Source organism: Streptomyces sp. SM1, assembly GCF_002910825.1.
Lineage (GTDB): Bacteria > Actinomycetota > Actinomycetes > Streptomycetales > Streptomycetaceae > Streptomyces > Streptomyces okerensis.
This window is the reverse complement of record NZ_NEUB01000269.1, coordinates 1-1,484: the sequence shown is the minus strand read 5'-3', so window position 1 is coordinate 1,484 and position 1,484 is coordinate 1. Positions and strand designations below refer to the sequence as shown.

Sequence of the window (1,484 nt, the reverse complement as noted above, 5' to 3'; positions counted from 1 at the left end):
GGGTTGTCCCTGTTCGTGTCGACGAGGCACACCGACTGCCAGGTGCCCAGTTCCAGGCGTCCGTTCAGCACCGGGAGCGTCGCGTGGGGCGGCACGAAGGCGGGCAGGACGTGGTCGCGGCCGTGGCCGGGGGTGCCGTGCCGGTGCTGCCAGCGGTCGTCGGCGGGCAGAAGGGTGTGCAGGGCGGACAGGAGGTCGTCGTCGCTGCCGGCGCCGGTCTCGATGACGGCGATCCCGGCCGTGGCGTGCGGCACGAAGATGTTCAGCAGGCCGTCGCGGCCGGCCGCCGCCTCCCGCAGGAAGGACTCGCAGTCTCCGGTGAGGTCCACGACCCGCTCGTCGGAGCCGGTGGCGATGTTCAGGACTCGGGTGGTGAAGGCATCGGGCATGCCCTCCATCCTGGCCGACGCGGGCGGCTTCGCGCGGGAGCACGGAGGGGAAGATCCACGACCCCGGCACTGTTGGTAGAAGCGTGAACAACATGCGCGAGGTCGAGGTGGTCGTCGTGGGCGCGGGACAGGCCGGCCTGTCGAGCGCCTATCACCTGCGGCGGACCGGATTCGAGCCGGACCGCGACTTCGTGGTGCTGGACCACTCCCCCGGCCCCGGCGGCGCCTGGCAGTTCCGCTGGCCCTCGCTCACCTACGGCAAGGTGCACGGGATGCACGCGCTGCCCGGCATGGAACTCGTCGGCGCCGATCCCGCGCGGGCCTCGTCCGAGGTGATCAGCGACTACTTCGACCACTATGAGCAGAGGTTCGACCTGCGGGTACGCCGGCCGGTGGACGTGCGGGCGGTACGGGAGGGGCCCGACGGGCGGCTGCTGGTAAAGACCCCGGACGGCTCCTGGGCGGCGCGGGCGCTGATCAGCGCCACCGGCACCTGGGACCGGCCGTTCTGGCCGCGCTATCCGGGCCAGGAGACGTTCCGGGGGCGACAGCTGCACACCGCGCGGTACCCGGGGCCGGAGGCGTTCGCCGGGCAGCGGGTGGTCGTGGTGGGGGGCGGCGCCTCGGGCACCCAGCATCTGCTGGAGATCGCCCCGTACGCGGCGGCCACGACGTGGGTCACCCGGCGGCCCCCGGTCTTCCGTGAGGGCCCCTTCGACGAGGAGGCCGGACGGGCGGCCGTGGCGCTCGTCGAGGAGCGGGTGCGGCAGGGGCTGCCGCCGCGCAGTGTCGTCTCGGTCACGGGGCTGCCGCTCAACGATGCGATCCGCGAGGGACTGGCCACCGGTGTGCTCGACCGGCAGCCGATGTTCGACCGGATCACTCCGGACGGTGTGGAGTGGACCCGGAGGTCTCCCCTGCCCGAGCACGGCCGAGAGCCGGGGGGAAGGCGGCGGGTAGCGGCCGACGTCATCCTGTGGGCGACCGGGTTCCGGCCCGCCGTCGACCATCTCGCGCCGCTGCGCCTGCGGGAGTCCGGCGGCGGCGTCCGGATCGACGGCACGCGGGCGGTCGCCGACCCGCGCGTCCACCTGG

The 1,484-nt window shown here is 73.8% G+C and carries 2 protein-coding genes; one reads left to right on the top strand and one right to left on the bottom strand.

Annotated features, from left to right (window positions below):
• The coding region (locus B9S61_RS06335) for a YjbQ family protein (protein WP_103541317.1) at nucleotides 1–389 on the bottom strand (389 nt) is incomplete at its 3' end.
• An 83-nt stretch (nucleotides 390–472) separates the two neighbouring features.
• Between B9S61_RS06335 and B9S61_RS06330 the strand changes: the two genes are divergently transcribed.
• The coding region (locus B9S61_RS06330; protein WP_103541315.1) for an NAD(P)-binding domain-containing protein at nucleotides 473–1,484 on the top strand (1,012 nt) is incomplete at its 3' end.